At 69.9% G+C, this 25,516-nt stretch carries 25 protein-coding genes; 16 read left to right on the top strand and 9 right to left on the bottom strand.

The window, feature by feature from the left end:
* The first annotated feature begins 13 nt into the window (after nucleotides 1–13).
* From RNB18_RS10235 to RNB18_RS10180, 12 genes are all read left to right on the top strand, one after another.
* Nucleotides 14–1,108, top strand: coding sequence for a polyamine ABC transporter substrate-binding protein (locus RNB18_RS10235; RefSeq protein WP_311713810.1), 1,095 nt, complete (start codon nucleotides 14–16; stop codon nucleotides 1,106–1,108).
* The gene (locus RNB18_RS10230) at nucleotides 1,101–2,267 is read left to right on the top strand and encodes an ABC transporter ATP-binding protein (protein ID WP_311713809.1); all 1,167 of its coding nucleotides are present in this window, start codon (nucleotides 1,101–1,103) and stop codon (nucleotides 2,265–2,267) included. Before RNB18_RS10235 ends, RNB18_RS10230 begins: the two co-directional genes overlap by 8 nt.
* A gap of 39 nt (nucleotides 2,268–2,306) precedes the next feature.
* Nucleotides 2,307–3,173 carry an ABC transporter permease gene (locus RNB18_RS10225; protein ID WP_311713808.1) on the top strand — a complete coding sequence of 289 codons (867 nt, stop codon included), beginning with the start codon at nucleotides 2,307–2,309 and terminating at the stop codon, nucleotides 3,171–3,173.
* Entirely contained in the window at nucleotides 3,170–4,009 is an 840-nt protein-coding gene (locus tag RNB18_RS10220; protein WP_311713807.1) for an ABC transporter permease, read from the top strand. Before RNB18_RS10225 ends, RNB18_RS10220 begins: the two co-directional genes overlap by 4 nt.
* A 32-nt stretch (nucleotides 4,010–4,041) precedes the next feature.
* Nucleotides 4,042–5,322, top strand: a complete 1,281-nt coding sequence (locus RNB18_RS10215; protein WP_311713806.1) for an NAD(P)/FAD-dependent oxidoreductase — start codon at nucleotides 4,042–4,044, stop codon at nucleotides 5,320–5,322.
* A 43-nt stretch (nucleotides 5,323–5,365) separates the two neighbouring features.
* Nucleotides 5,366–6,817 (top strand): NAD-dependent succinate-semialdehyde dehydrogenase, encoded by a 1,452-nt coding sequence (locus RNB18_RS10210; RefSeq protein WP_311713805.1) that lies wholly within the window; start codon nucleotides 5,366–5,368, stop codon nucleotides 6,815–6,817.
* A gap of 1 nt (nucleotide 6,818) precedes the next feature.
* Nucleotides 6,819–7,802 (top strand): D-2-hydroxyacid dehydrogenase, encoded by a 984-nt coding sequence (locus tag RNB18_RS10205; RefSeq protein ID WP_311713804.1) that lies wholly within the window; start codon nucleotides 6,819–6,821, stop codon nucleotides 7,800–7,802.
* 166 nt (nucleotides 7,803–7,968) lie between these two features.
* Entirely contained in the window at nucleotides 7,969–9,270 is a 1,302-nt protein-coding gene (locus RNB18_RS10200; RefSeq protein ID WP_311713803.1) for an ABC transporter substrate-binding protein, read from the top strand.
* 1 nt (nucleotide 9,271) lies between these two features.
* The gene (locus RNB18_RS10195; RefSeq protein WP_311713802.1) at nucleotides 9,272–10,273 is read left to right on the top strand and encodes a carbohydrate ABC transporter permease; all 1,002 of its coding nucleotides are present in this window, start codon (nucleotides 9,272–9,274) and stop codon (nucleotides 10,271–10,273) included.
* Nucleotides 10,263–11,132, top strand: coding sequence for a carbohydrate ABC transporter permease (locus RNB18_RS10190; RefSeq protein ID WP_311713801.1), 870 nt, complete (start codon nucleotides 10,263–10,265; stop codon nucleotides 11,130–11,132). The genes RNB18_RS10195 and RNB18_RS10190 overlap by 11 nt, the downstream gene beginning before the upstream one ends.
* A gap of 18 nt (nucleotides 11,133–11,150) precedes the next feature.
* Nucleotides 11,151–11,558, top strand: a complete 408-nt coding sequence (locus RNB18_RS10185; RefSeq protein ID WP_311713800.1) for an NUDIX hydrolase — start codon at nucleotides 11,151–11,153, stop codon at nucleotides 11,556–11,558.
* A 61-nt stretch (nucleotides 11,559–11,619) separates the two neighbouring features.
* Nucleotides 11,620–12,186 (top strand): TetR/AcrR family transcriptional regulator, encoded by a 567-nt coding sequence (locus tag RNB18_RS10180; protein WP_311713799.1) that lies wholly within the window; start codon nucleotides 11,620–11,622, stop codon nucleotides 12,184–12,186.
* Nucleotides 12,187–12,197: 11 nt separating this feature from the next.
* Here RNB18_RS10180 and RNB18_RS10175 read toward each other — a convergent pair whose 3' ends face one another.
* The 8 genes from RNB18_RS10175 to RNB18_RS10140 all read right to left on the bottom strand — a co-directional run bounded on the left by RNB18_RS10175 (nucleotide 12,198) and on the right by RNB18_RS10140 (nucleotide 20,453).
* On the bottom strand, nucleotides 12,198–12,962 hold the full coding sequence (locus tag RNB18_RS10175) for a class I SAM-dependent methyltransferase (protein ID WP_311713798.1): 765 nt from the start codon (nucleotides 12,960–12,962) through the stop codon (nucleotides 12,198–12,200).
* 123 nt (nucleotides 12,963–13,085) lie between these two features.
* Nucleotides 13,086–14,321 carry a TerD family protein gene (locus tag RNB18_RS10170; RefSeq protein ID WP_311714250.1) on the bottom strand — a complete coding sequence of 412 codons (1,236 nt, stop codon included), beginning with the start codon at nucleotides 14,319–14,321 and terminating at the stop codon, nucleotides 13,086–13,088.
* A 73-nt stretch (nucleotides 14,322–14,394) separates the two neighbouring features.
* On the bottom strand, nucleotides 14,395–15,384 hold the full coding sequence (locus RNB18_RS10165; RefSeq protein ID WP_266525151.1) for a zinc-dependent alcohol dehydrogenase family protein: 990 nt from the start codon (nucleotides 15,382–15,384) through the stop codon (nucleotides 14,395–14,397).
* Nucleotides 15,381–16,217 (bottom strand): carbohydrate ABC transporter permease, encoded by an 837-nt coding sequence (locus RNB18_RS10160; protein ID WP_311713797.1) that lies wholly within the window; start codon nucleotides 16,215–16,217, stop codon nucleotides 15,381–15,383. Before RNB18_RS10160 ends, RNB18_RS10165 begins: the two co-directional genes overlap by 4 nt.
* Nucleotides 16,214–17,152, bottom strand: a complete 939-nt coding sequence (locus tag RNB18_RS10155) for a carbohydrate ABC transporter permease (RefSeq protein ID WP_059206220.1) — start codon at nucleotides 17,150–17,152, stop codon at nucleotides 16,214–16,216. Before RNB18_RS10155 ends, RNB18_RS10160 begins: the two co-directional genes overlap by 4 nt.
* Nucleotides 17,149–18,522: an ABC transporter substrate-binding protein gene (locus RNB18_RS10150; protein ID WP_311713796.1), complete on the bottom strand. Its 1,374-nt coding sequence runs from the start codon at nucleotides 18,520–18,522 to the stop codon at nucleotides 17,149–17,151. The genes RNB18_RS10155 and RNB18_RS10150 overlap by 4 nt, the downstream gene beginning before the upstream one ends.
* Before the next feature lie 91 nt (nucleotides 18,523–18,613).
* Entirely contained in the window at nucleotides 18,614–19,384 is a 771-nt protein-coding gene (locus tag RNB18_RS10145) for a DeoR/GlpR family DNA-binding transcription regulator (protein ID WP_266525145.1), read from the bottom strand.
* 259 nt (nucleotides 19,385–19,643) lie between these two features.
* A complete protein-coding gene (locus tag RNB18_RS10140) occupies nucleotides 19,644–20,453 on the bottom strand; it encodes an NAD-dependent epimerase/dehydratase family protein (RefSeq protein ID WP_311713795.1) in 810 nt (269 codons plus the stop codon).
* 174 nt (nucleotides 20,454–20,627) lie between these two features.
* On the opposite strand from RNB18_RS10140, the gene RNB18_RS10135 reads away from it, so the two are divergent.
* Both RNB18_RS10135 and RNB18_RS10130 read left to right on the top strand, forming a co-directional pair.
* Nucleotides 20,628–21,569, top strand: a complete 942-nt coding sequence (locus tag RNB18_RS10135) for a 5-dehydro-4-deoxyglucarate dehydratase (RefSeq protein ID WP_311713794.1) — start codon at nucleotides 20,628–20,630, stop codon at nucleotides 21,567–21,569.
* Complete coding sequence (locus tag RNB18_RS10130) at nucleotides 21,566–22,726, top strand: hypothetical protein (protein ID WP_311713793.1); 1,161 nt, start codon at nucleotides 21,566–21,568, stop codon at nucleotides 22,724–22,726. Before RNB18_RS10135 ends, RNB18_RS10130 begins: the two co-directional genes overlap by 4 nt.
* On the opposite strand, the gene RNB18_RS10125 is transcribed toward RNB18_RS10130, so the two are convergent.
* Nucleotides 22,663–23,916, bottom strand: coding sequence for an MFS transporter (locus RNB18_RS10125; protein ID WP_311713792.1), 1,254 nt, complete (start codon nucleotides 23,914–23,916; stop codon nucleotides 22,663–22,665). The genes RNB18_RS10130 and RNB18_RS10125 overlap by 64 nt on opposite strands.
* Before the next feature lie 134 nt (nucleotides 23,917–24,050).
* Here RNB18_RS10125 and RNB18_RS10120 point away from each other — a divergent pair, with 134 nt between their 5' ends.
* Both RNB18_RS10120 and RNB18_RS10115 read left to right on the top strand, forming a co-directional pair.
* Nucleotides 24,051–24,635 carry a TIGR03086 family metal-binding protein gene (locus RNB18_RS10120; protein WP_311713791.1) on the top strand — a complete coding sequence of 195 codons (585 nt, stop codon included), beginning with the start codon at nucleotides 24,051–24,053 and terminating at the stop codon, nucleotides 24,633–24,635.
* Nucleotides 24,636–24,709: 74 nt separating this feature from the next.
* Nucleotides 24,710–25,465 (top strand): MBL fold metallo-hydrolase, encoded by a 756-nt coding sequence (locus tag RNB18_RS10115; RefSeq protein WP_311713790.1) that lies wholly within the window; start codon nucleotides 24,710–24,712, stop codon nucleotides 25,463–25,465.
* The last annotated feature ends 51 nt before the right edge of the window (nucleotides 25,466–25,516 follow it).

Below are 25,516 nucleotides of genomic sequence, written 5' to 3'. Positions count from 1 at the left end.
CAGGAGGCGCCCGATGGAAGCCAACCGGATAGGCCGCAGAACCGTACTCCGCACCACAGGCGCGCTGGCCGCCGCCACCGTGGTGACCGGCTGCGGCACCCTCATGGGCAGCAGCGAAAGCCGCGGCTCGGGCGGCGGAAAGAAGCGGCTCGTCGTCAGCAACAGTGGTGGCGCCTACAACGACGCCCTGACCGAGGCGATCTACGAGCCGTTCGCCAAGGAGACCGGCATCACGGTCACGACGGTCAACTACCAGTCGGCGCAGATCATCGCCCAGGTCAAGCAGGGCCGTCCGCAGGTGGACCTGCTGGACAACACACTGCTGAACTTCCAGAAGATGGCGCGGCTGGAGTGTCTGGAGCCGGTGGACCACGACCGGCTGAAGAGTGTCAAGGGTGCCGGGATCGCGGAGCACAACCTGCCGGAGTACGCGGTCGGCAAGAACGTGTGGGCGAGCGTGATGGCGTACCGCACGGACAGCCTCAAGCGTGCCCCGAAGAGCTGGGCCGACTTCTGGAACACGCACTCCTTCAGCGGCCCCCGCTCGCTGCAGAGCGCGGAGGTGGACCTGCCGGAGCTGGAGTTCGCGCTGCTGGCCGACGGTGTGCCGCTGGACAGGCTGTATCCGCTGGATGTGGACCGGGCGTTCGCGTCGATGTCCCGAATCCGCGGCGAGGTGAAGAAGTTCTGGAACACCGGCGCCCTGCCGGCCGTCCTGCTCGGCCGCAAGGAAGTCGTCGCGACCAGCCTGTGGGGCGGCCGCGCGGACGAGCTGATCAAGCAGGGGCAGCCGGTCGCCTACCAGTGGAACGGTGCCCGCAGGATGGCCAACGGCTGGGGCATCCCGAAGGGCGCGGGCAACACGGACGCGGCCTACCAGCTGATCGACTTCTCGCTGCGCCCCGAGGTGCAGGCGGCGTTCGCCAAACTCAGTCCCACCGGCGGCCCGGTCGTCCCGGCGGCAACCAAGCTGCTCTCGGAGGACGTCCTGGCCACGCTGCCGACCTCGCCGCAGAACCTCAAGATCGGGTTCGACGCGGATGCCGCCTGGTGGGACAAGAACCGTGACGCCGTCACCAAGCGCTGGCAGGAGTGGGCCGATGCCTGAGCGGACCCGGAGTCTGACCGCCGCAAAGCTGTCCGCCGACGACCTCGCCGCCGCCCTGGCCCCTCGCTCCTCCGCACCGACGGGCAAGTCGTTGTCGGTGACGGGGCTGTCCAAGTCCTACGGCGGGACGACGGTGGTCGACGGCGTGGACATGGAGATCGCGGCGGGTGAGTTCGTCACCTTCCTCGGCTCGTCCGGTTCCGGCAAGACGACCACGCTGATGATGCTGGCCGGGTTCACCGAGCCCGACTCCGGCAGCATCACCGTCGACGGCCGGGACATCACCGAACTCAACCCGGGCAAGCGGGACTTCGGGTTCGTCTTCCAGCAGTACCTGCTCTTCCCGCACATGACCGTCTCCGAGAACGTCGCCTTCCCCCTGCAACTGCGCGGGGTGGACAAGGCGGAGATCCGCCGCCGGGTGGGGGAGACCCTGGAGGCGGCGGGCCTGTCGAAGTTCGCCGGCCGCAAGCCCCGTGAGCTCTCCGGTGGTCAGCAGCAGAGGGTCGCCCTGTGCCGGGTCCTGGTCTACCGTCCGCCGATCGTGCTGATGGACGAACCGCTGGGTGCGCTGGACAAGAGGCTCCGCGACCAGATGCAGACCGAGATCAAGTCCATCCAGCGCGAACTCGGCCTGACCGTCATCTATGTGACGCACGATCAGGAGGAGGCGCTGGTCCTGTCGGACCGGATCGCCATCATGAAGGACGGCCGCATCGAGCAGTTCGACACCCCCCGCGGCCTGTTCGAACGCCCCTGCACGCCGTTCGTCGCGGACTTCCTGGGCGCCGCCAACTTCCTCACCGGCAAGGCCGAGGACGGTGGAGCAGACGACTGCACCCGCGTGCGCCTCGACACCGGCGGCGTCCTCACGGCCCGCGCCCACCCCTGCGTGCCCGGACAGAGCGTGCGAGCCGCGGTGCGGCCGGGCAAGCTGCGCATGGTCGGTGCCGAGGAGGGCTGCTGTTCCGGCACGGTCGAGACCGCCGTCTACGTCGGCTCGCTGACCCGGATCACCGTCCGCCTGGACGGTGCCGCTCCGGGGACGCAGCCGCTGCGGATCGAGACCGCCGCCGTCCCACCGCGTCCCGGCGAGCGGGTGTGTGTCACCGCCGACCGGGACGACGTCAGCGTCTTCGACGCGACGGACGGGGGGTGAGCCGTGGCCGGCACCGCTCTCGCACCCGGCAAGGTGCGTGTGAGAACGTCCGCGATGCGCGGGCACCGCTCCCGACTCGCCCTGGTCAACGCCGTCCCCGTCACGGTGTTCCTGCTGGTGCTGTTCGTGTACCCGATCATCGGCGTGCTCTCGCTGAGCCTCAAGGGCGACAGCGGCGGATTCACCCTGCACTGGTACGCCGACGCCCTCAGCGGCGTGAACCTGTCCGTGCTCCTCTCCACCCTGCGGATCTCCGCCGAGACCGCGGTGCTCAGTCTTCTGGTGGGTTTCGTCCTGGCGCACGCCATCGCCCGGATGCGGCCCGTCTTCGCCGCGCTGGCCATGCTGATCGTGGTGGTGCCGCACTTCATCAGTGCCCTGGTGCGCACCTACGGGTGGATCATCATGCTCGGTGACCACGGCCTGATCAACACGCTGTTGACTTCCCTGCACGTGCCCGGGGCCCCGTTCCCGCTGCTCTACAACGAGACCGGTGTGGTCATCGGCACCACTTCGGTGATGCTGCCCTACACGGTCCTGGTCCTGCAGGGCGTGATGCGCGGTGTTGACGGCCGGCTCCTGGCCGCGGCGGCAGGCTTCGGCGCGAGCCGGTTGACGATCTTCCGCAGGATCTACCTGCCGCTGGTGGCGCCCGGTATCGGCACCGCAGGGCTGCTCAGTTTCATCCTGTGCCTGGGCTACTACATCACCCCGGCCCTGATGGGCGGCGACAAGCAGACCGTCGTAGCCGCGCTCATCGACCAGCAGGTGATGAAGCAGGACCAGTGGAACTCCGCCGCCGCCTTCGGCGTGATCCTGCTCCTGCTCACCTTCGCCGGACTGGGCGTGCTCGGCCTGGCCAAGCTCCGCCGCAAGCAGGCGGCCGCACGAAGGAGCAGCTCATGATGGAACTGCCCGCCACCCGGGCCGGACACATCGGCCGCGCCCTGAGCGCCACCGCGATCCTGCTGTTCCTGGCGATGCCCATCGTCATCATCCTGGTCACCTCCTTCGGCGCCGACGGCATCGGCACCTTCCCGCCGAAGGAGTACAGCACCCACTGGTACGAGCAGATGGCCGCGCCCGGCGGCAACTGGGCCACCTCCATCGCCCTGTCCAGCCTCATCGCCTCCCTCACCACCGTGTTCTCCCTCATCCTGGGGGCCACCGCGGCCACCGCCCTGGCCCGCGGCCGACTGCCCCTGCACACGGCGGTCTACGGGCTGGTCCTGGCTCCGCTGCTCATCCCCCAAGTGGTCATCGCGCTAGGCCTGTTCCTGTTCTTCGAACCGGCCGGCATGCTCGGCAGCCCCCTGGCCATAGCTCTTGGTCACACCGTGCTCGCCGCGCCCATCGCCATCCTCATCATGATCTCCACGCTGAGGGGCATCGACGAACGGCTCGAAGACGCCGCCGCCAGCATGGGCGCCAACCGGATGACCATCGCCCGGCGCATCACCTTCCCCCTGGCCACCCCCGGGTTGATCGCCGCCGCGGTGTTCTCGTTCATCACCAGCTTCGACGAGTTCTTCATCGCCCAGTTCATGTCGACCCCCGACACCCGCACCCTGCCGGTCCTGGTCTTCAACGCCCTGCAGTTCGACGTCGACCCGACCGTCACCGCCGTCAGTGCCGTCCTCATCGCCCTGGCCGTCCTGGCCCTCGCCCTGGTCGCCCTGGTCCGCAAACTCGGCGGCCACCGCGACGGCCGGCACGCCCTCCCCGTCGAACCGCTCACCTGAGCCACTTCGAAACTCCCCGCAGAGGACCCGAAATGAAGACGATTCCCTACTGGATAGAAACCGCTGGGGTGTTTCCCGACCGGTCCGGCAAGCCTCTGACCGAGGACACCGACCTGGTGGTCGTCGGCGCCGGCCTGACGGGTCTGTCCACCGCCCTCCACTCCGCCCGCAAGGGCGCCCGCGTCACCCTCGTCGAGAAGGGCCAGATCGGCTCCGGTGCCTCCGCGCGCAACGGCGGCATGGCCAACCTGGGCTTCACGATCGGCGTGGGTCAGGCCATCCGCCGGTACGGACCGGAGCGGGCCCGCGAGATCTACAACTCCTACGGCGAGGCCGTGGACACCGTCGAGCGGCTCGTGAAAGAGGAGTCCATCGACTGCCAGTTCCGCCGCGTCGGACGCCTGGGCGTCGCGTCCCGCCCCGCGCACTTCGAGAACAAGAAGGCCCAACAGCGCGACCTGGCCAAGTACTTCGGACACGAGACCACTCTGGTCGGCAAGTCCGAACTGCGGTCCGAGATCGGATCCGACGCCTACCACGGCGGCCTGCTCGACCCGTTCAGCGCCGCACTGCACGTCGGCCGCTTCGTGCGCGGCATGGCCGAGGCGTGCGAGCGCACCGGTGTCGAGATCCACGAGCGCAACGCTGCCATCGGCGTGCGGCGCACCGCCGCGGGCCGGTTCGAGGTCAGCACCGAGCGCGGTGTGATCCGTGCCGGGCAGGTCATGATGGCCACCGACGCCTACACCGACAAGAACTTCCCGTGGCTGCGCCGCCGGCAGGTCTGCCTGGGCAGCTTCATCATCGTGACCGAGCCGCTCGGCGAGGACCTCGCCCGGGACGTCATCCCCAAGGCCCGCCTCATCGTCGACTCCAACCAGGTCTGCCACTACTTCCGGCTCACCCCGGACAACCGGCTGCTGTTCGGCGGCCGCGCCCGCTTCGCACCCTCCGACCCCACCTCGGACAAGAAGAGCGGGGCCGTCCTGTTCCGTGAGATGTGCGAGATCTTCCCCCAACTCGCCCGCACGAAGGTCGAGTACGTGTGGGGCGGCTCCGTCGGCTTCGCGATGGACCGCATCGTGCACGCCGGGCAGACCGAGGACGGCGTCCACTACTCCATGGGATACGCGGGCCACGGCGTGCAGATGGCCACGCACATGGGGCAGGTCATGGCCGAGGTGATGGACGGCCACCCCGAGGCCAGCCCGGTCCGCGACCTGGCCCCGCCCCGCATCCCCCTCTACAACGGCACCGCCTGGTTCCTGCCCTTCGCGGGCGCCTACTACAAGACGCTGGACCGCATCCGCTGACCGGTCGGCAGCCCCTCACCACACATCCAAGGAGATACCCACGATGACTGTCGTCCGTGATGTTCCCAAGCAGCTGTTCATCGGTGGTGGCTGGCAGGACGCCGAGTCCGGCCGGACCCTGTCCGTCGACAACCCGGCCACCGGCGAGGAGCTGTGTCAGGTCGCCGACGCCTCTCCCGCGGACGGCCGGCGTGCCGTCGAGGCGGCGGTAGCCGCGCAGGCCGCCTGGGCCGCCACTCCGCCCCGGGTACGCAGCGAGATCCTGCGCCGCGCCTACGACATCATCATCGCGCGCACCGAGGACCTCGCGCTGCTGATGACCCTGGAGATGGGCAAGCCCCTGGCCGAGGCGCGTGCCGAAGTCGCCTACGGCGCGGAGTTCTTCCGCTGGTTCTCCGAGGAGGCCGTTCGTATCGACGGCGGGCTGACCACCGCACCCGACGGCAGGAACCGCCTGCTGGTCACCCGCCAGCCCGTCGGCCCCTGCCTGCTCATCACCCCCTGGAACTTCCCCCTGGCCATGGGCACCCGCAAGATCGGCCCCGCCATCGCCGCCGGCTGCACCATCGTCCTCAAACCCGCCCCCCAGACCCCCCTGACCAGCCTCGCCCTCGCCGCGATCCTGAAGGAAGCCGGTCTGCCCGACGGCGTCCTCAACGTCGTCGTCACCACCGATGCCGCCGCCGTCGTCGAACCCCTCCTGCGCGGCGGGAAGATCCGCAAACTCTCCTTCACCGGCTCCACCCAGGTCGGCCGGATCCTGCTGGCCCAGTGCGCCGACACCGTCATCCGCACCTCGATGGAACTGGGCGGCAACGCCCCCCTCATCGTCTTCGACGACGCCGACCTCGACGTCGCCGTCGAAGGCACCATGGTCGCCAAGATGCGCAACATGGGCGAGTCCTGCTGCGCCGCCAACCGCATTTATGTCCACACCTCCGTCGCCGACGAGTTCGCCACCCGCCTCGCCGCCCGCATGGCCGCACTGAAGGTCGGCGACGGCACCGAAGCCGGCACCGACGTCGGCCCCCTCATCGACAACGCCGGCCGCAGCAAGGCCCACGACCTGGTGCGGGACGCCGTCAAGCGCGGTGCCACCGTCCTGACCGGCGGTGAACTCCCCGAAGGGCCGGGCTGCTTCTACCCGCCCACCGTCCTCACCGGCATCGCCCCCGACTCGGCGATCATCGACACCGAGATCTTCGGCCCCGTCGCCGCGATCCGTACCTTCGACACCGAGGACGAGGCCATAGCCGCCGCCAACGACACCGAATTCGGCCTGGCCGCCTACTTGTTCACCCAGAACCTCGACCGCGCCCTGCGCGTCAGCGAACGCCTCGAAAGCGGCATGATCGGCCTCAACACCGGACTGGTCTCCAACCCCGCCGCGCCCTTCGGCGGCGTCAAGCAGTCAGGCCTGGGCCGCGAAGGCGGGCGCGTCGGCATCGACGAGTTCCTGGAGTACAAGTACATCGCCGTCCCCGTCGGAGCCTGACATGCCCGAGCGACTCGTCGTCCTCTACCGCGGCAACCGGCCCCCCGCCACCGCACTCATCGAATGCCTCGCGGACACCGTCTACGCCACCGAGGAGGAACTGCCCTACCTCCTCCCCGGTGCCGACGCCCTCTTGGCCTGGGTCACCATCACCCCGGCCATCCGCGAGGCCTGGCCCGACAACCCCGACAAGGCACCCCGCTGGGTCCACGCGGCCTCAGCGGGCGTGGACTCCTTCCTGTTCCCCGCCCTGGTGGACGATCCGGGCGTTGTCCTGACCAACGCCCGCGGGGTCTACGACCAGCCGACCGCCGAGTACGTCCTCGGCCTGATCCTCGCCCTCGCCAAGGACTTCCCCGGCACCTGGGAGCACCAGCGGCGCCGCGAGTGGCGTCCGCGCCCCAGTGACGGCATCACCGGACGCACGGTGCTGGTCTGGGGGACGGGTCCGATCGGCCGGGCCATCGCCCGGCTGCTGCGCGCCGTCGGGATGCGGGTGTGCGGTGCGGGCCGCAAGGCCCGCACGGACGACCCCGACTTCGGCACGGTCCACGGTGCGTCGACCCTGCGCTCCGCCCTGACGGAAGCGGACTACGTCGTCCTGGCCGCACCCCTCACCCAGGGCACCCGGGGCATGGTCGACGCCCCCGTGCTCGCCGCCATGAAGCCGGGGGCACGGCTGATCAACGTAGGCCGGGGCGGACTCGTCGACGAGGAGGCGCTGGTCGACCACCTGGCCGCCGGGCGGCTCGGCGGCGCAGCGCTCGACGTGTTCGCCCAGGAACCGCTGCCTGCCGAATCGCCCCTGTGGGACATGCCCGGCGTGCTGATCTCCCCGCACACGGCGGGCGAGACCACCAGCGAGCGGGAGGCGCTCGTCGAGGTGTTCCTCGACAACCTCACCCGGCACCTCGAGGGCCGACCGCTGCGCAACGTGGTGGACAAGCGGCGCGGATACGTGGTCGACGAGACACACCCCGCCTGAGGGCGGCACTGTCGGCAGCAAATTACAGGCACTCAACACATCGCGCCCGCACACGTCTTGACTCCTCTTTTCAGCCACCCCAATACTCGTCGGCAACGTTCACGTGAACGTTCACGGGAGCTTGACATCGTTGTCCTACCCTGTCCCGGAAAGCGGGTGCGCGCCCATGCCACACCGAACGATGTCCCGCAGGCGCCTGCTCGGCGCCTCTCTCGGCGGGGCGGGTGCCGCTTTGCTGGGCCTGTCGGGGTGCGGGAGCGCGAGCGGCTCGATCTCCGCGGGCACCGACCACCTGACGATCTGGTACTGGAACGGCTCGTTGAGCGACAAGCTGCTCGCCACCTCCGCACGTGGCGTGCCGGGGGCGAGCGGGCTGAAGGTCAAGGGTGCCCCGATCGCGGGCGATTACCGGGGCAAGCTGCGGACCGTCATGGCGGCCCGCGCCTATGTGCCGGACCTGGCCTGTCTGAACTCCCCGATCGGGGACTACTTCCCGGACGAGAACGAGTTCGTGGACCTGAAGGACCTGGGTGCGGACGCCGTCGAGGACGAGTACCTCGCCTGGAAGTGGAAGAGCTGCATCAGCCCGGCCGGCCGGATGATCGGCTTCCCGCTGGACGCCGGTCCCACCGGGCTCTACTACCGCCGTGACCTGTTCGAGCAGGCCGGTCTGCCCACCGAGCCGGAGGAGGTCGCCGAGGCCACCTCGACCTGGGAGAAGTACCTCCAGGTCGGCAAGACCCTCAAGGCGAAGGCGCCGAGCCACCCGTATCTGGTCTCGCAGATCGCCTATGTGTTCCGGATGGCGCTCTACCAGAGCCCCAAGCAGTTCGTGGACGCCGACAATCGCTTCATCGGCGACCAGGAACATGTGAAGCGCGCCTGGGACCTGGCCGTCGAGACCTACCGGCAGGGGCTGAGCGCCCGGACCCTGGACGGCACGCCCGACTTCAACTCGGCCCTCAGCGGCGGCCGTATCGGCACGATGAACAACGCGGTCTGGTACATCGGCACCCTCAAGGACACCGCGCCCAGGACCTCGGGGAAGTGGCGGCTGACCACCATGCCGGACGGCCCGGCGAACTACGGCGGGTCCTACGTCGGCATCACCCGCTACTGCCGTGACCCGGAAGGGGCGTTCGCCTTCCTGAAGTGGATGCTCGGCCCCGCGAACCAGCTGAAGAGCTATCAGGAGATGTCGCTGTTCCCCACCACCCCGGCCGTCTACTCACAGCCGGCGATGCGCGAACCGGACCCGTTCTTCGGCGGGCAGATCCCCGTCGACGTCTTCGGACCGGCGGCGAAGAAGGCCCCGGTGATCTTCTTCAGCGCCTACGAGAACACCGCGAACACCCCGGTCTACCAGGAGCTGACGAACGTGGAGACGCTCGGCAAGAACCCCGACAAGGCCTGGCGCGACGCCATGAACGCCGCCGAACGGGCGCTCGCCCAGCGAGGGGTGAGCTGACATGGCGACCCTGGCACAGGCACCCGCGTCCGACAGCACCGAGGCGCCCGCCCGTACGGAGGCACCGCGGGGCAGGTGGCGGCGTCATCTTCCGCCGTACATCGCCATCTCGCCGTACTACATCCTCTTCGCCGCCTTCGGCGCCTTCCCGGTGTTCTTCTCGTTCTACCTGTCCTTCCACGACTGGGACGGCATCGGGAGCATGAAGTTCGTCGGGCTCAGGCAGTACTACTGGCTGCTGCACGACTCGGTGTTCTGGCACTCGATCGTCAACACCTTTGAGATCTGGTTCATGTCCACGGTGCCGATGCTGTTTCTGGCGCTGGTGCTGGCGTTCCTGCTGCACTCGCAGGTGCGGTACTCGGCCGCCTGGCGGGTGGCGTACTTCATCCCGAACGTCACCTCCATGGTCGCCATGACCATCGTGTTCGGGTCGGTCTTCGCGCAGGCCGGGCTCGCCAACTCGCTGCTCAAGGCGGTCGGGGTGGACGGCATCGGCTGGCTGACCTCCTCCCTCGGGATCAAGTCGGCGATCTCCCTCATGGTCATCTGGCGGTGGGTCGGCTACAACGCCCTGATCTTCCTGGCCGGTCTCCAGGCCATCCCGAACGAGCTCTTCGAGGCCGCCCGGGTCGACGGGGCGAGCAGCCGCCAGGTGCTGTTCCGGGTCGTCGTGCCGCAGCTCAGGCCGGTGATCCTGTTCGCCATCATCACGTCCACCATCGGCGGCCTCCAGATCTTCACCGAGTCGCAGGTGCTGTTCTACTCGGACGACCCGGGCACCGCGGGCGGCCCCGGCCAGGAAGGCATGACGATCGTGCTCTATCTGTGGCAGAAGTCCTTCAACGACCTCCAGTTCGGCTACGGCGCCGCGATGGGCTGGATCCTCTTCGCGCTGATCGCCGTCTTCGCCGTCATCAACTGGCGGCTGGTGTCCGGGGGCGACCGCGACGACCGCCGCGGCATCCCGCTGCTGCGCAAGGGAGGCCGCAATGGCCGCTGAACACACGAGCTCCAACGCGGGTCTCGCGATCGGCGCCGGCAGCAGGCGGACCCGGGTCCTGGTACGGGCTGCCCTGCTCCTCGGGGTGCTGGTCTCCCTCTTCCCCTTCTACTGGCTGGTGGTGATGGCCTCCGTCACCACCCAGGACATCCTGGCCTACCCGCCCCGGCTGGTGCCCGGCACCCAACTCCTGCACAACATGCGGGAGGTGATCGACCGCATCGACTTCTTCACCTCCCTCTTCAACACGGTCGTGGTGGCCACGGTCGGCACGCTGCTGGTGCTGTTCTTCGACTCCCTGGCGGCCTTCGCCTTCGCCAAGTACGAGTTCCCGGGCAAGAGGATTCTCTTCGGCGTCCTGATGGCGACGTACATGATCCCGTCGCAGCTGGCGCTGGTGCCGCAGTTCGTCACCATGGCCGAGTTCGGCTGGGCGGGCACGCTGAAAGCGCTGATCATCCCGGGGGCGGCCAACGCGTTCGGCATCTTCTGGATGCGCCAGTACGCCCAGAACTCGCTGCCGGACGAACTCCTCGACGCCGGCCGGATCGACGGTGCCGGCTTCTTCCGGCTCTACGCGCAGGTCGCGCTGCCGCTGTTCCGGCCCGCGCTCGCCTTCCTCGGCATCTTCACCTTCATCAGCCTCTGGAACGACTACATCTGGCCCCTCGTGGTGATGGTCAACCCCGACAAGGTGACCCTCCAGGTCGCCCTCGCCAACCTCAACATCGCCTACAACACCGACTACGCGGTGGTGATGGCAGGTGCGCTGATGAGCGTCCTGCCGCTGATCGTCGTCTTCCTGATCGGCGCACGGCACTTTCTGCGGGACCTGGCGGCGGGGGCCACGAAGATGTGAAACGCGTAGGGTCCGGGCATGGGGAAGAGCGAGGGCGTTCCGGAGAAGGTGGCCTGGGTTGTAGTGCGTGACGGGCGGGTGCTGGTGACCCGCAGCCGCGGTCTGGATGTCTTCTACTTCCCGGGCGGGAAGCGGGAGCCGGGTGAGTCCGATGCCGAGACCTTGGCGCGCGAGATCGACGAAGAACTCCGGTCCCGGGTCGACACGGCCACGATGGTGCACGTCGGCACCTTCGAGACGCGAAGGGACGACGACGGACCCACCGAGTTCCGGATGATCTGTTACACCGCCGAGTACACCGGTCCGCTGATTGCCTCGAGCGAGATCGAGGAGTCGGACTGGTTCGGCTACGGCGATCGTGAGCGGGTCTCGGCCGTGGACCGGATGGTGTTCGACGCGCTGCACGCCTCAGGTCGACTGACCTGAGGGGACAGGCCAGGGTTCGGTACCATGCGGGGAGAGTCTCCGGTTCGCAAGGAGTATCTGGATGACGCAGGTCAGACCCATGCGCGCGGACGCTCGGCGCAACTACGAGCGGTTGCTGAAGGTGGCGGCTGAGGCCTTCGCCGAGCATGGGGAGGGTGCGTCGCTGGACGACATCGCCAAGCGGGCCGGTGTGGGGTCCGGGACGCTGTACCGGCATTTCCCGACGCGGCAGGCCCTGCTGGAGGCGGCGTACGTGGACCGCGTCGAGGGGTTCGCGCGCCGGGCCGACGAGCTCGCGGAGGAGTTGCCGCCGGGGGAGGCGCTGGCGGAGTGGCTGTACGAGCTGTGCGTCGGGACGATTCAGGTGCGCGGGCTGAAGACGCTGCTGGGGTCGGCGGTGGCGGACGCGAGTGATGCGGTGCTCACGGTGTGCGGGACGCATGTGCGGGGGGCGGCGACGCGGCTTGTGGAGGCGGCGCGGGCGGAGGGGACGCTGCGCGCGGATGTCGAGCCGATCGAGTTGCTGCGGCTGGCACACGGGGTCGTCGGTGCGGCGGAGTTGGCGGACGGCGGGGGCGAGTCCATCCGGCGGTACCTGTCACTGCTCACCGAGGGGCTGCGGGCGTAGCCGGTCGTGGGTCAGCCTGCCAGCCGCGCTTTCCAGATCTCCTCGCTGGGCCATTGCCGGGCCCAGTCGGCGGGAACGTCCTCATAGTCCCTGTGGGCAGAACGGGGCGCTTGAATCTCCATCAGGTCTTCGACGACGAAGCCGCAGGACCGAAGCAGACGGATCATCTCACCGTGCGGCAGGACGAACTCCACGTGTGATCCGCGGTGCAGCCGGGTCAGGCCGAACTGCCCGCGGGTCAGGGTCGTGGACGGCGGTCCCTCGGGCGGCACGCACAGCGCGAACAGTGGTGAGTAGCGCATGAAGACCAGCCGGCCGCCGGGAACGAGGAGCCGGGCCGCCTCCGGGATCCACTGGTAGGGGTCGCACCACAACGAGGCGCCGTACTCGCTGATCGCCAAGTCGAAGGTGTCGTCCTCGTAGGGCACCTTCTCGGCATTGCCCAGGACAAGGGGGAAGTCGATGCCGAACTCCGCCTGCATCGCTTGAGCGGTGGCGAGCTGCTTCTCCGAGACGTCGATCCCGACCGGGTGGGCGCCCGCTCTGGCGAGCCAGGCGGAAACGTAGGCGGTACCGCAGCCCAGCTCGATGGCGCGCATCCCGTCGATGCCGTCGGGAAGCACGGAGGCCTGCGACTCGGGGGTGGCCCACAGTCCCCAGGACGGTTCCGTCCGCGCCCAGTGATCACGGGCGAGCGGCCCGTGCCACGCGGCCGCCTCGTCATCCCAAAACCGTCGGTTCTGCTCCAGATGGTCCACAGGGCCGTCATGAGTCATGGAGGCATTCGATCGAAGATGCCGGCGCTGCGGCAACGGATTTACCAGGAGGCGCGGCAGTCGGCGGGGGCCGATCCGCGCGGCCCCCACCACTCACCGCCTGGCCACGCACCGCATCGGGCACTAGAGCGCCTGTGCCGAAGGTTTCACCATCCCCCTCACCGTGCGGGACTTCACGAAGTCGCCGATCGCCGTCATCTCCCACTCGCCGGAGAACTGCTTGATCAGCTTGGCCATCATCACGCCCGTCTGCGCCTCGGCGTTCGTGAGGTCGAAGCGGACCAGTTCCTCTCCGCTCGCGGCGTCGATGAGGCGGCAGTACGCCTTGGCGACCTCGGTGAACTTCTGGCCGGAGAAGGAGTTGACCGTGAAGACGAGGCCGGTGACCTCCTGGGGGAGCCGGCCGAGGTCGACGACGATCACCTCGTCGTCACCGCCGCCCTCACCCGTGAGGTTGTCACCGGAGTGCTTGATCGCGCCGCCGACGATGGACAGCTTGCCGAAGTAGCAGCTGTCGATGTGGTTGCGCTGCGGCCCGTAGGCGATGACGGACGCGTCGAGGTCGATGTCCTTGCCGCGGTACGCGGGCTCCCAGCCGAGACCCATCTTGACCTGGGAGAGAAGCGGCTGCCCGCCCTTGACCAGGGACACCGTCTGGTTCTTCTGGAGGCTGACCCGGCCCTTGTCGAGGTTGATCTTCCCGGCGCCCGGAGCGGGTGGGGCCGGGGGAGCGGCGGGTGCCGACGCGGCGAGCCGCGGGTCCATGGCCGGGGCCGGCGGGGCCACCGGGGTCTGCGCGGTCGGCGCGGGCGGCGGCGTCACCGGCTGCGGCGGGGCGACGGGGGCCGCGGCGGGCGTCGGCGCGGGCTCTTCCACCGTCACGCCGAAGTCCGTCGCGATCCCGGCCAGCCCGTTGGCGTACCCCTGCCCCACCGCCCGGGCCTTCCAGGCGCCGTTGCGCAGGTAGACCTCCACGATCACCAGCGCTGTCTCGGTGCCGAGCTGCGGCGGCGTGAACGTGGCCAGCACGCTGTTGTCGTCCGCGTTGCGGATCGTGGCCGTCGGCTCGATGCCCTGGAAGGTCTGGCCCGCGGCGTCCGGGCTGGCGGTGACGACGATCTTCTCGATGCCGGGCGGTACGGCCGACGTGTCGACGGTGATCGCGTCGGGGGCCGTACCGCCGCCCGAGCGGTACGTCACCCCCGGGCCGGAGGGCTGGTTGTAGAAGATGAAGTCGTCGTCGGAGCGCACCTTGCCGTCGGCGGTGAGCAGCAGGCCCGATACGTCGAGCCGCACGGGCGCGGCGACGTCCACCGTCACGCGGGCGGCGGACAGGGGGATGTTCGAGCCGGGGGTCATAGCTGTCATGCCCCGTGAACGATCGGACCCACTTTGCCGTTCCCTTACCCGACGGCCAAATGGCCGAGCGGGGCTACGGCACCACCACGATCTTCCGACCCACTCCCGCCGCGAACTGCTCCAGCGCCTCCGGATACCGGTCCAGGGGCAGCCGGTCGCTGATGAAGATCTCCGGGTCCAGGACCCCGGTCGCGAAGAGTTCCGCCGCGCGTTCGAAGCTGTGCAGGACGGCCATGGAGCCGGTGATGGTGATCTCCTGGTTGTAGATGCGGTACGGGTCGATCGTCACCCGCGTCGCGTAGTCGGCCACCCCGAACTGGAGGAAGGTGCCCGCCTTGGCCACCCGCTCCAGGCCGTCCTGGATCGCCGCCGCGTTGCCCGTCGCGTCGACCACCAGGTCCCAGCCCTGCGGACGGTCCAGCTCGTCCGGGTTCGCGGCGGACGCCGAGACGCCGAGCCGGCGGGCCGTCTCCAGGCGGGTCGGGTTCACGTCCACCATGTCCACGCTGGCCGCGCCGGTCCGCTTGGCCAGCTCCAGCATCATCAGGCCCATCGTCCCCGAGCCGTAGATCAGGACATGGGCGCCCAGGCGGGACTGCAGGACGTCGTAACCCCGGACCGCACACGACAACGGCTCCACCAGCGCCGCGTCCTGGGTACGGACGTGTTCGGGCAGCCGTACGCAATTGGCCACCGGCGCGACGGCGTACTGCGCCGCGCCACCCGCCGTCGTGACGCCGATCGCGGCCCAGCGTTCGCAGAGGTTGTTGTGGCCCGTACGGCAGTACCGGCACTCGTAGCAGTACAGGGACGGGTCCACCGCGACCCGGTCGCCGACCGCGAGCTCGGTGACCTGGGTGCCGACGCCGACCACCTGGCCGGCGAACTCGTGGCCGGGCACGATCGGCAGCTTGGGGGCGAACTCGCCCTGGAGGATGTGCAGGTCGGTGCCGCACAGGCCGCACGCGGCGACCTCGACGACGACCTCGCGCGGGCCCGGCGTCGGGTCCGGGACCTCGGCGACGACGGCACGGCCCACGGACTCGATGACGGCGGCCTTCATTTCACGGCTCCCAGCGACAGGCCCTGGACCAGTTTGTCCTGGGCGGCGAACCCCGCGGCGAGCACCGGCAGGGAGATGACGAGCGACGCGGCGCACACCTTGGCCAGGAACAGGCCCTGGCTGGTGATGAAGCCGGTCAGGAAGACGGGGGCGGTCTCGGCCACCACGCCGGTGAGCACCCTCGCGAACAGCAGTTCGTTCCAGCTGAAGATGAAGCAGATCAGGGCTGTCGCCGCGATGCCGGGCAGGGCGATCGGGGCCACCACGCGCGCGAGGATCGTCGGAAGGCGGGCGCCGTCCACGCGGGCGGCCTCGATCACGGCCACCGGGACCTCGGCGAGGAAGGACTGCCTCATCCAGACGGCGATCGGCAGGTTCATCGACGTGTAGAGGATGACCAGCAGCCAGATGTTGTCGAGCATGTCGGTGTTCTTCGCGAACAGGTAGATGGGGAGCAGACCCGCCACCACGGGGAGCATCTTCGTCGACAGGAAGAAGAACAGGACGTCCGTCCACTTCTTGACCGGGCGGATCGACAGCGCGTACGCCGCCGGCAGGGCCAGGAGCAGGACGAAGAGCGTCGAGGCCAGCGAGGCGACCGTCGAGTTGATCAGCGCCGGCCAGGGGCTCGCTCCGCCGCCGGTGCCGAAGAACTCGCGGTAGCCGTCCAGGGTGAGGGCGGCGCCGAAGGAGGGCGGGTTGGTGGCCGCGTCCGTCTCCGAGTGGAAGGACGTCAGGGCCATCCACGCGATCGGCAGGAAGAAGACGATTCCCAGCAGCCAGGCCACCAGACCCAGGCCAATTCCCTTGCGTTTCACGGCGATCGTGCTCATGCCCGGCCCACCTCCTCACGGAACAGGGACGACACCACGCGCAGGGCGAAGGTCGCGATGATGATCGAGCCGATGACGACCAGGACGCCGGCGGCCGAGGCGAGGCCGTTCTCGTGGGCCTGGTAGAAGCTCTGGTAGACGGTGTAGGGGAGGTTGGCGGTCCCGAGGCCGCCGGAGGTGATCGTGAAGACCGCGTCGAAGTTCTGGACGATGTAGATCGAGCCCAGCAGGGCGCCCAGCTCCAGATACCTGCGCAGATGCGGAAGGGTCAGATAGCGGAAGATCTGCCAGTCGCTCGCGCCGTCCACCCGCGCCGCCTCCATCTGCTGCTGGTCGCGGCTCTGGAGGCCGGCCAGCAGGATGAGCATCATGAACGGGGTCCACTGCCAGACCAGGGAGGCCTCGACGGCGAGCAGCGGGGTGTTGGAGATCCAGTCCGGCTGTGGGCCGCCCACATAGTGCAACAACCCATTGAGCAGGCCGTATTCGGGGTTGTAGAGCACATGTTTCCAGAGCAGTGCGGCTGCCACCGGGACCACCAGGAAGGGCGCGATCAGCAGGGTGCGGACCACGCCCCGGCCTTTGAAGCGACGGTCCAGGAGCAGGGCCAGGAGCAGTCCGAGGACGAGGCTGACCAGGACCACCGTCACCGTCAGCAGGACCGTCGTCCACACGGAGTGGCGCAGGTCCGCGTCGGTGAGGACGTCCTTGTAGTTGTCGACGCCGGTGAAGTGACGGGCCTTGGGATAGAGGGAGTTCCAGTCGAAGAACGAGATCACCACCGTGGCCACGAACGGCAGCTGGGTGACCACGATCATGAAGATCAGGGCGGGGAGCAGCGGGGCGCGGGTGGCCCAGGCGCGGAGGCGGGCCTTCGACGGGTCCGCGGTGCGTACGGTCTCGGTGGCCGGCGGGGCCATGGTTGTCGCGGTCATCGTCCCTCGTACTCCTCGGAGATCTTCTCGGCGAGCTGCTGGGACTTCTTCAGGGCCGACTCGACGGACTGGCGTCCGGCGATGGCCGCGCTGATCTCCTGGGAGACCCTGGTGCCGAGATCGGTGAACTCGGGGATGCCGACGAACTGGATGCCGGGCGCGGGGCGCGGCTGCACCCCCGGGTCGTTCGGCCGGGCCTGCTCGATGGCCTCCTTGGTCATCTCCTGGAAGGCGGCGGCCTCTTTGACGTAGGCGGGGTTGGTGTACGTCGACGCGCGTTTGCCGGCCGGCACGTTGGACCAGCCGATCTGGTCGCCGACCAGCTGCTCGTACTGCTTGCTGGAGGCCCAGGAGACGAACTTCCAGGCCTTGTCGGGGTTGCGTGAGGCGTCCTGGATGCCCCAGGCCCAGGTGTAGAGCCAGCCGGAGGACTTCGTCTCCTCGACGGGGGCGGGGGCGTACCCCACCTTGCCCTGGACCGGGGAGCCCTTCGCCTCCAGGGAACCGGCCGCGGACGTGGCGTCGTACCACATGGCGACCTTGCCCTGGGTCATGTTGTTGAGGCACTCGGCGAAGCCGGACTGGGCGGCGCCGGACTCGCCGTGGTCGCGGACCAGGTCGACATAGAACTTCACCGCCTTCTCGAACTCGGGGGAGTCGAGGCGGGCCTTCCAGCCCTTGTCGAACCAGGTGCCGCCGAAGGTGTTCACGACCGTGGTGAGCGGGGCCATCACCTCGCCCCAGCCCGGGAGGCCGCGCAGACATATGCCCTTCATGCCGGACTCGGCGCCGTCCACCTTCGCCGCCAGGTCGGCCACCTGGGTCCAGGTGGGACGGGCCGGCATCGTCAGGCCCTTCTGCTCGAAGACGTCCTTGCGGTACATCAGGAAGGACGACTCGCCGTAGAACGGCTGGCCGTAGAGCTTGCCGTCGTCGCCGGTCAGCGACTGGCGCATCGGCGCGAGGACGTCCCTCTCGTCGTACGACGGGTCCCTGGCGACGTACGAGTTCATCTCGTGCAGCCAGCCGTTGCGGGCGTAGATCGGGATCTCGTAGTTGGACAGGGTCGCCACGTCGTACTGGCCGGCCTGGTTGGCGAAGTCCTGGCTGATCTTGTCGCGGACGTCGTTCTCGGGGAGGACGGTGAAGTTGACCTTGATCCCGGTCTCCTTGGTGAAGTGGGCCTTGGTCAGCTTCTGCAGCTCGGTCATCTGGGGGTTGTTGACCATCAGGACGTTGATGGCGTCGCCGCCCGACCCCGTACCGCCGGCTCCGACCCAGCAGCCGGAGAGCAGCGGGGCGAGCAGCGTCCCTGCGGCGGCCATGGCGAGCGTGGCTCGCGGCGGCCGTCGTCGGCTCTGGGTTCGCATGGATCGCTCCTGGACATAGAGGGATATATAGGGCTCTTCATGGCGTGGCAGACCCGCTGATCACGTCAGTTCGACCTTCGGACTTCGACCTTCAGACCCGGATGACCTGGGGTCCCAGCAGTGAGTACCGATGGGCCTCGGACGAGGGCAGCAGCGTGCTCGTCACGATCGCCTCCAGCGCGCCGATCTCCGCGAAGCGGCAGAAGCTGACCGCGCCGAACTTGGTGTGCACGCCGGCGAACACCGTGCGGCGAGCGGCCCGGATCGCCTGTGCCTTGACCTCGCTGACCGCGGGGTCGGGGGTGGTGAGGCCGTGTTCGCGGGAGATGCCGTTGGCGCCGATGAAGGCCAGGTCGAGGACGAAGCCGGCCAGCATCTTGGTCGTCCAGTGGTCGACGGTCGCCAGGGTGCCGGGGCGGACCCGGCCGCCGAGCAGCAGGACGGAGGTGTTCTCGGCCTCGGCGAGCGCCCCCGCGACCGGCAGGGACGCGGTGACCACGGTCAGCGGCCGGTCCCTGGGCAGTGCCTCGGCGATGAGCTGCGGGGTGAAGCCCTCGTCGACGAAGACGGTCTCGGCGTCCCCGAGCAGCTCGGCCGCGGCGGCCGCGACCCGGCGCTTCTCGGGCACATGGCTGGTGGCCCGGAAGGCGAGCGTGGTCTCGAACCCGGCGCTCTCCACGGGATAGGCCCCGCCGTGCGTGCGGCGCACCAGTCCGTGGTCCTCCAGGGCGCGCAGATCCCGTCGTACGGTCTCCTTGGCCACGCCCAGTGCGGCGGCGAGCGCGTTGACGTCGACCGAGCCGGTGGCGCGCGCGGCCCGTACGATTTCGCGCTGGCGTTCCTCCGCGGTTCTCGCGTCCATGGCCGACACCCGCCTCTCGCACGCGCTGCTCTGCCCGTTCGGGCCCGGTGTGGCCCTTGGGGGAAGTTCTACAGCGGGTGCGGGGGACTGACCAGGCCTGTTGCGGGTCCGATGCTGCCCGTGTGTGCCCGTTTGCGGAGCGGAGTGACCGCCTCGGACCTGCGGGGGCGTCCGAAAAGGCGTGGGATCGGGCACCGCCGGTGCCCGAACACGGCTGCGGGCGGGCCCGTTCGGTGCCCGCCCGTCCGCCCGGGGTGTGTTAGTACGGCCAGATCGGCGGGTCCGTCACGAACTGGCCGCCCAGGTAGGCGTGCCCTTCGTTGCCGTCCTGGAGTTCGCCCTGCTCGGCGATCAGCTTCTCCGCGTACGGCTCGGAGTCGTCCTGCGGGTCGTAGCCGAGCGCCCGCGCGGTGGTCAGGTCCCACCACAGGCGGGTGTTGGCGGAGGAGCCGTAGACCACGCTGTGGCCGACCTGCTCGGCGGTCAGGGCCGCGTGCAAGAGGCGGGCGCCGTCGGCCGGGCTCATCCACAGCGAGAGCATGCGCACGCTGGTCGGCTCGGGGAAGCAGGAGCCGATGCGCACGGAGACGGTCTCCAGGCCGTGCTTGTCCCAGTAGAACTGCGCGAGGTCCTCACCGAAGGACTTGGACAGGCCGTAGAAGGTGTCCGGGCGGCGCGGGGTGTCGATCGGGATGAGCGGGTCGGCGCCCTGGGGGCGGGGGGTGTAGCCGACGGCGTGGTTGGAGGAGGCGAAGACGATCCGTCCCACGCCCTCCGCGTGAGCGGCCTCGTACAGGTTGTAGGTGCCCTCGATGTTCGCCTTGAGGATCTTCTCGAAAGGGGCTTCCAGGGAGATGCCCGCGAGGTGGATGATCGCGTCGACACCCCGTACGGCTTCCCGCACCGCGTCCTTGTCGGCGAGGTCGGCGACGACCGCGTCCGGCTCGCCCTCGATGGGCCGCAGATCGAGCAGGCGCAGGTCGTAGCCGTAGGCCGGGAGCAGATCCCGCATCAGGGTGCCGAGCCCGCCGGCGGCACCGGTGAGCAGAACGGTACGGGGAGCGGGCATCCTCGGGTCTCCTTGGGGCGACGGCCGTATGAGTGCACAGTATTCACATTCGTGGACAAGCTAAGGATCATTGCGCTACTCCGTCAAGGGTGGCGCGACCCATGTTCATAAATATAAACTTCGATCAGAATCCCGCACGCGATTCTTCTCGTCCACTCGTTCTAGGGAGAGCCTGTGACGTCTGCCGACCTCGTCCACCGACTCGGCATCCCCAGCGGGCCGCTGTTCTTCCCGGTCACGGCGTACGGCGCCGACGGCTCCGTCGATCTCGACACCTACCGCGCGCATGTGCGCCAGGGTGTGGCGGCGGGGGCCGCGGCCGTGTTCGCGTGCTGTGGCACCGGGGAGTTCCACGCGCTCACGCCCGAGGAGTTCGAGGCGTGCGTCCGCGCGGCCGTCGAGGAGACGGCGGGGCGGGTGCCGGTCGTGGCGGGCGCCGGATACGGCACCGCGCTCGCCGTACGGTACGCGCGGCTCGCCGAGGCGGCCGGGGCCGACGGGCTGCTCGCCATGCCGCCCTATCTCGTCGTCGCCGGGCAGGAGGGGCTGCTGCGGCACTACCGGGAGGTGGCCGCCGCGACCGCGCTCCCGGTGATCGTCTACCAGCGCGACAACGCCGTCTTCACCCCGGAGACCGTCGTCGAACTGGCCCGCACCGAAGGGATCATCGGCCTCAAGGACGGCCTCGGCGACCTCGACCTGATGCAGCGGATCGTCAGTGCGGTGCGCACCGAGGTACCCGGCGACTTCCTCTACTTCAACGGACTGCCGACCGCCGAACAGACGCAGCTCGCCTACCACGCCATCGGCGTCCCCCTGTACTCCTCGGCCGTCTTCTGCTTCGCCCCCGAGATCGCCCTCGCCTTCCACCGCGCGCTCGTCGACGGCGACCGGGCCACCGCCGAACGCCTCCTCGACGCCTTCTACCGCCCCTTCGTCGAACTACGCGCGTGTGGCCGCGGATACGCGGTCTCCCTGGTGAAGGCCGGGGTCCGGATGCGGGGCCTCGACGTGGGGGAGGTCCGCCCGCCGCTGCACGAGCCGGGCGAGGATCATGTGAAGCAGCTCGCGGAGATCATCGAGCGCGGGTACGCGCTCCTGGAGGAGGCACAGTGAAGGCGTCGACGTTCGTCTACCCCTGGGACGTCAACGGGGACCCGGAGGCCGCGGCCCGCATCGCCGGGCTCGGCGTACAGCAGGCGACCCTCGCCGCCGCCTACCACTCCACGCGCGCCCTGACCCCGCGCCACCCGCGCCACCGCATCGTCACCGCCGAGCACGCCTCCGTGCTGTACCCGACGGACGCACGCTGGGAAGGGCGTGGACTGCGTCCGTACGCGGCCGGCGACTGGGCCCCGGGCGACGCCTTCGGCGAGGCGGCCGCGCAGCTCTCCGAGGCGGGCCTCGAGGTGCACACCTGGGTCGTCCTCGCGCACAACTCCCGCCTGGGCGCCGAACATCCGGACACCTCGGTCGTCAACGCCTACGGCGACCGCTACCCGTGGGCCCCGTGCATCGCACAGCCCGCCACGCGCGCGTACCTGACCGACCTCGCCGTCGAGGCGGCGCTGCGCCCGGGCGCGGCCGGCACCGAACTGGAGTCCCTCGGCTGGTACGGCCTCCAGCACCTGCACGCCCACGACAAGACCGGCGGGGTGCCGCTCGGTGACGCCGGGATGTACCTCATGGCGCTCTGCTTCTGCGGGACGTGCCGCGAGGGGTACGGCGAACAGGGGCTGGACGCCGGCTCGCTGGCCGCCGCCGTACGGGCCGCCCTGGAGCCGCTGTGGCAGGGCGCGCCGGACGACGGGGGCTGGGCCGGGGTCGAGAAGCTGCTCGGCGCCGATACGGCGGCGGCCACGCGCGCGTGGCGTGACGAGACCGCCCGTACGCTCCAGGAGACGGCGGTCCGCGCGGTCCGCGCGGCCGCTCCCGAGGGCTTCCAGATCCTGCTGCACGCCGACCCCGTGACGCACCACGTCGGTGCCAACCCGGGTGTCGACCCCGAGCACATCCTGTCCGTCGCGGACGGTGTCGTCGTGCCCTGCGCGGGCGGACCGGACCTGCTCACGCCGTTCGCCCGGGCCCGCGAGGACGCGGTGATCGCCGCCAACTTCCCCGTCGTCTCGCAGATGGGCGGCAGCCCGGGCACGCTCGCGGCGGACGTGGCGCGGGCACGGGAGCTGGGCGCGACCGAGATCCGGCTGTATCACGCGGGGTTGGCGTCGGACGGCGACCTGGACGCGATCCGTGCGGCACTGGCCGGCCTCTGAAACAACGGCACCGCCGTGGCCAGCCAGGCCACGCCCAGGAGGGCCGACAGCGGCCGCTGGTCGACCAGTTCGACCAGGGCCGCGCCGGCCGCGAGGCCGAGTACGTTCGGGGTGTACATCAGCGTGTGCGCCGTGGCGACGGCACGGCCCAGGAGCGCGTCCGGGGTCTCGCGCTGTACGGCGGTGAGCGCGGCGATCAGCACACAGGGGAGACCCGCGCCGATCGCCGCGCTGCACGCCAGGGCCAGCGGGTCGGACGGGATCGCCCGCAGGCCGGCGGCCACGGCGGTCAGCGCGATGCCGTACGCGGCGAACCGGCGCTCGCCCAGCCGACGCAGAGCGGGCCCGGAGACCAGCCCCACCGCCACGGAACCGGCACCCTGGGCGGCGTACAGCGCAGAGGCGTACGCGGGGGAGTGGCCGAGTCCGTCGATCACGGCGTAGATCAGCGCGCCGTTGAGCCCGGCGAAGAGCATGGTGGTGCCTCCGGCCAGGACCAGGGGACGGAGTATGGGGTGGGCCCATATGTGGCGGGTTCCGGCGCCGACGGGGGTGCGCCTGGACGGCTCGCCCTCGCTCTCAGTGCTCGTCGGCGGCGTGACGGGATCCGGTCGGCTCTGGCGGATCCGCAGCCCGGCGTACAGCAGCGCGGCCAGTAAGAACGTGATCGCGTCCAGGAGTGCCACGCCCGGTCCGCCCTGGAGCGCGTAGAGCCCTGCTCCCGCCAGCGGCGCCACCAGCTTCATGCCCTCTGCGACCGCCATCCGAAGCCCGTTGAAGCCGCCGAGCAGGGACGGGGCGACCGCGCCGGCGACCAGAGCCGACTCCGCCGCGTCATGGACGACGCCTGCGGCGCCGTACACGAAAAGGACCGTGAGGACGAGCCACACCCGGTCGGGGCTGTCGACGGCGAAGAGGACTGGGAGCAGGGCCGCCGGCAGGAGGCTGCCGCCGATCAGCAGGGGCTTGCGGGGGACCCGGTCGGCCAGTGCGCCGAGCAGCGGGCCCGCCAGTGTCGGTGCCCACATGGCGAGCATGCACAGCGCGGCCAGGCCGTCCGAGCCGGTGAGGTCCTTGACCCAGATGCCGGACACCAGCCACAGGGCCGAGGTGCCGAAGCCCGAGACGGTCACCGCGGTGAGAAAGAGCCTGGCGTTGCGGTCGTGCAGGACCGCCCATGTCTTCGTCATGCCTGGACATCGTGGGACTAAGGCCCCGGCGTCGGGATGGGGCAGATGCCCTGGATCCCTGGATGTGCGAGCGATGAGTTCTCGGGGCGGGGGCGGTCTACCTCGTAAGACACCGTGAACACGAGGAGTACCGCATGACCGTCCCGCCCCTGGACCTCGGACCACAGACACGCGTCATCGCCCTTCTGGCCGAGGGCGTCACCGATGATCAGCTGGGGAACAGCACGCCGTGTCCGAAGTACGCGGTGCACCACCTGCTCGGCCACCTGCTCGGCCTCTCCGCGGCCTTCCGTGACGCCGCCCGCAAGGACCTCGGCGTCACCACCGACACCCCGCCGACCGACTCCGTCCCGGACATCGGCCCCGGCTGGCGCGAGGAACTCCCCAAGGTCCTCGACGAACTCGCCGAGGCCTGGCGCGACCCGGCCGCCTGGACCGGCATGACCCGCGCGGGCGGCGTCGACCTGCCCGGAGAGATCGCCGCAGCCGTCGTCATCGACGAACTGGTCGTCCACGGCTGGGACCTGGCCCGCGCCACCGGCCAGGCGTACGACCCGGACCCCGCCGCGCTCCAGGCCACGTACGACTTCCTCCAGGCCTCCGCGGAGGACCCGAGCCGGGACGCCATCTTCGGCCCGATCGTCCCCGTACCGCAGGACGCGCCGCTGCTGGACCGGGCGATCGGGCTCAGCGGGCGGAACCCGGGCTGGACGCCGTAGACACCGGTACGACCCTGCCGTAGAGGAACGGAAACCGGCGGCGGGCGGCGGGCCCGGACCGTACGCTCCCCACCATGCCGCCCCTCAGCCTCACCGTCCTCGGTACCGCCTCCCCGCACCCGGCGCCGGGCCGCCCCTGCTCCGGCTATCTGCTGCGCGGCGGGGGCGCCGAGGTGTGGGTGGACGCCGGGCCCGGTACCTTCGCGGAGTTGCAGCGGCACACGGATCCCTCCCGGCTGACGGCGATCTGGATCTCCCACCTGCACGCCGACCACAGCGCGGATCTGCTGTCCGCCGTCTACGCCTTCGCATACGGCGGGCTCACCCCGCCCGCCCCGATCCCGGTGTACGCGCCCCCCGGCTGCGCCCATCGGCTCGCCGGGTTCTTCGGGCGGTCCGACATCAGCTTCCTCGAGGGCATCCTCGCCTTCCATCCCCTGTACGACGGCCACGCCGTCCGGCACTGGAACCTCCGGCTCGCCGCGCGGGCCGTCGCGCACGACGCCGAGGCGTACGGGCTGCGCGCCGAGTGCGCCGGACGCGTCTTCGCGTACTCCGGGGACAGCGGGCCCTGCGCCGCCCTCGTCGAACTCGCGGCGGAATCGGACGTGTTCCTGTGTGAGGCGGACATCGACCGTCATCGCGAAGGCGAACAGGTCCACCTGACGCCCGAGGACGCCGGCGACATCGCCCGCAAGGCCGGGGTGCGCGAACTGATCGTCACCCACGTCGGACCCACGCTCACCAGGGAGGCGGCCACCGCACGTGCGGCCGTCGCCTTCGCCGGGCGCACCAGTACGGCGTTCGAGGGCGCCACCCGGCTCGTCTGACCCTCGTCTTCACCGCAACTTCAAATTCCTTTGCCGGAAGCATTGACGAAA

Origin of the sequence: Streptomyces doebereineriae (assembly GCF_031845645.1) — a bacterium.
GTDB classification, from domain to species: Bacteria; Actinomycetota; Actinomycetes; order Streptomycetales; family Streptomycetaceae; genus Streptomyces; species Streptomyces canus.
Note: the sequence above shows the minus strand (reverse complement) of the source record. Positions and strands in the feature narration are given on the sequence as shown.

What these genes read in the sequence shown, in the direction of transcription:
- RNB18_RS10235 (WP_311713810.1), top strand. Translation starts at nt 14, where the DNA reads ATGGAAGCCAACCGGATAGGCCGCAGAACCGTACTCCGCACCACAGGC.
- RNB18_RS10230 (WP_311713809.1), top strand. Translation starts at nt 1,101, where the DNA reads ATGCCTGAGCGGACCCGGAGTCTGACCGCCGCAAAGCTGTCCGCCGAC.
- RNB18_RS10220 (WP_311713807.1), top strand. Translation starts at nt 3,170, where the DNA reads ATGATGGAACTGCCCGCCACCCGGGCCGGACACATCGGCCGCGCCCTG.
- RNB18_RS10215 (WP_311713806.1), top strand. Translation starts at nt 4,042, where the DNA reads ATGAAGACGATTCCCTACTGGATAGAAACCGCTGGGGTGTTTCCCGAC.
- RNB18_RS10210 (WP_311713805.1), top strand. Translation starts at nt 5,366, where the DNA reads ATGACTGTCGTCCGTGATGTTCCCAAGCAGCTGTTCATCGGTGGTGGC.
- RNB18_RS10205 (WP_311713804.1), top strand. Translation starts at nt 6,819, where the DNA reads ATGCCCGAGCGACTCGTCGTCCTCTACCGCGGCAACCGGCCCCCCGCC.
- RNB18_RS10200 (WP_311713803.1), top strand. Translation starts at nt 7,969, where the DNA reads ATGCCACACCGAACGATGTCCCGCAGGCGCCTGCTCGGCGCCTCTCTC.
- RNB18_RS10195 (WP_311713802.1), top strand. Translation starts at nt 9,272, where the DNA reads ATGGCGACCCTGGCACAGGCACCCGCGTCCGACAGCACCGAGGCGCCC.
- RNB18_RS10190 (WP_311713801.1), top strand. Translation starts at nt 10,263, where the DNA reads ATGGCCGCTGAACACACGAGCTCCAACGCGGGTCTCGCGATCGGCGCC.
- RNB18_RS10185 (WP_311713800.1), top strand. Translation starts at nt 11,151, where the DNA reads ATGGGGAAGAGCGAGGGCGTTCCGGAGAAGGTGGCCTGGGTTGTAGTG.
- RNB18_RS10180 (WP_311713799.1), top strand. Translation starts at nt 11,620, where the DNA reads ATGACGCAGGTCAGACCCATGCGCGCGGACGCTCGGCGCAACTACGAG.
- RNB18_RS10175 (WP_311713798.1), bottom strand. Translation starts at nt 12,962, where the DNA reads ATGACTCATGACGGCCCTGTGGACCATCTGGAGCAGAACCGACGGTTT.
- RNB18_RS10170 (WP_311714250.1), bottom strand. Translation starts at nt 14,321, where the DNA reads ATGACCCCCGGCTCGAACATCCCCCTGTCCGCCGCCCGCGTGACGGTG.
- RNB18_RS10165 (WP_266525151.1), bottom strand. Translation starts at nt 15,384, where the DNA reads ATGAAGGCCGCCGTCATCGAGTCCGTGGGCCGTGCCGTCGTCGCCGAG.
- RNB18_RS10160 (WP_311713797.1), bottom strand. Translation starts at nt 16,217, where the DNA reads ATGAGCACGATCGCCGTGAAACGCAAGGGAATTGGCCTGGGTCTGGTG.
- RNB18_RS10155 (WP_059206220.1), bottom strand. Translation starts at nt 17,152, where the DNA reads ATGACCGCGACAACCATGGCCCCGCCGGCCACCGAGACCGTACGCACC.
- RNB18_RS10150 (WP_311713796.1), bottom strand. Translation starts at nt 18,522, where the DNA reads ATGCGAACCCAGAGCCGACGACGGCCGCCGCGAGCCACGCTCGCCATG.
- RNB18_RS10145 (WP_266525145.1), bottom strand. Translation starts at nt 19,384, where the DNA reads ATGGACGCGAGAACCGCGGAGGAACGCCAGCGCGAAATCGTACGGGCC.
- RNB18_RS10140 (WP_311713795.1), bottom strand. Translation starts at nt 20,453, where the DNA reads ATGCCCGCTCCCCGTACCGTTCTGCTCACCGGTGCCGCCGGCGGGCTC.
- RNB18_RS10125 (WP_311713792.1), bottom strand. Translation starts at nt 23,916, where the DNA reads ATGACGAAGACATGGGCGGTCCTGCACGACCGCAACGCCAGGCTCTTT.
- RNB18_RS10120 (WP_311713791.1), top strand. Translation starts at nt 24,051, where the DNA reads ATGACCGTCCCGCCCCTGGACCTCGGACCACAGACACGCGTCATCGCC.
- RNB18_RS10115 (WP_311713790.1), top strand. Translation starts at nt 24,710, where the DNA reads ATGCCGCCCCTCAGCCTCACCGTCCTCGGTACCGCCTCCCCGCACCCG.